This window comes from Parabacteroides sp. ZJ-118, from assembly GCF_011038785.1.
Classification (GTDB): domain Bacteria; phylum Bacteroidota; class Bacteroidia; order Bacteroidales; family Tannerellaceae; genus Parabacteroides.
Genome location: NZ_JAAKDT010000107.1, coordinates 1 through 1,204, shown reverse-complemented (window position 1 = coordinate 1,204; position 1,204 = coordinate 1). Strand labels below are relative to the sequence as shown.

The following is a 1,204-nucleotide window of genomic DNA, read 5'->3' as shown; positions in this document are numbered from 1 at the left end:
TATTAATAGTGAGGACTTAGCAACAATTCGTTTTTATTATACGCCCGACAAAAAAGAGCAACTTAAAATATCTCGATTATTAGATTTGCTTGACAAACGCATTGCGACCCAAAACAAAATCATTGAGGATTTGAAAAAGCTAAAGTCTGCGATTATTGATAAACTCTATTCATCTACAAATGGCAAGATTTATTCTTTCCGTCAACTTTTTGAAGTGATTAATGAAAAGAATAAAAAACTTGCATACAAAAAGATTCTTTCTGCCAGCCAAGAATTAGGTATGATTGAGCGTAGCGATATAAACATAGACATCAAATTTGAGCAAGAGAACATCAGTGAATACAAGATTGTTCGCAAAGGTGATTATGTAGTACACCTTCGTTCATTTCAAGGCGGTTTCGCTTTCTCAGATAGAGCCGGAATATGTAGCCCTGCATATACAATTCTACGTCCCAATAATTTAGTGGTATATGGTTATCTATCTCATTTCTTCACATCAAAACCATTTATTAAGTCTCTTAAACTTGTAACATACGGCATACGTGACGGACGTTCTATCAATGTCAATGAATGGTTGGATATGACTGTTACACTTCCTCCGGGACAAGAGCAAATGTACATTCTTACAATAATAAATGCCATTGATTCAAAGCTACAAAACGAAACTTCGTTATACTCTTGTTTACTGATGCAAAGGTCATTTTTACAGAATGCAATGTTTATATAAACATGGATTGAAGCATATGTTGTTTCTGCAGCATAAGAGCTTGTAAATAACTCTTTTCAGTGTTGTATTTATTATCCAGACAATTCAGGAAATCGCATACTTCATATTGGGTCCCTATACCAAGTAATAAGATAGGAGCTTTCTGAAATGTATCAATTCGCAGAGATGGGACAGTTGAGCCGACCGCATTTCTAACAAAATACGAGTTCAATGTTTTCATATAATGATAACAATATTGCGGTAATATTATGTTTGCAAAATCCGTTATTGCATAACAGCGTTGATGAAGCGCAAATTTCCCATTATAATAGTAAGCGTCCAAGCACAGCCGGACGAAATTGCAAATCACGGATTCAATGGCTGTTAGCTTCTATCCCCTGATTTTGTTTTCATTAAACATTTAGTATTTATTAGTACTCAAACCCATGTTCATGGGGAGCATGCTGCTGTAATCGGTGCACCCGCGCACGATTTTGG

General features: G+C 35.5%; 1 protein-coding gene and 1 pseudogene. One reads left to right on the top strand and one right to left on the bottom strand.

Features of this window, described 5'->3' with window-relative positions:
• Positions 1 to 727: pseudogene (locus G7Y39_RS13770) on the top strand (restriction endonuclease subunit S); the annotation flags it as partial.
• On the opposite strand, the gene G7Y39_RS13385 reads toward G7Y39_RS13770, so the two are convergent.
• The gene (locus tag G7Y39_RS13385) at positions 720 to 1,076 is read right to left on the bottom strand and encodes a restriction endonuclease subunit S (protein WP_241160072.1); all 357 of its coding nucleotides are present in this window, start codon (positions 1,074 to 1,076) and stop codon (positions 720 to 722) included. The pseudogene G7Y39_RS13770 and the gene G7Y39_RS13385 sit on opposite strands and share 8 nt — an antisense overlap.
• Between the last annotated feature and the right edge of the window lie 128 nt (positions 1,077 to 1,204).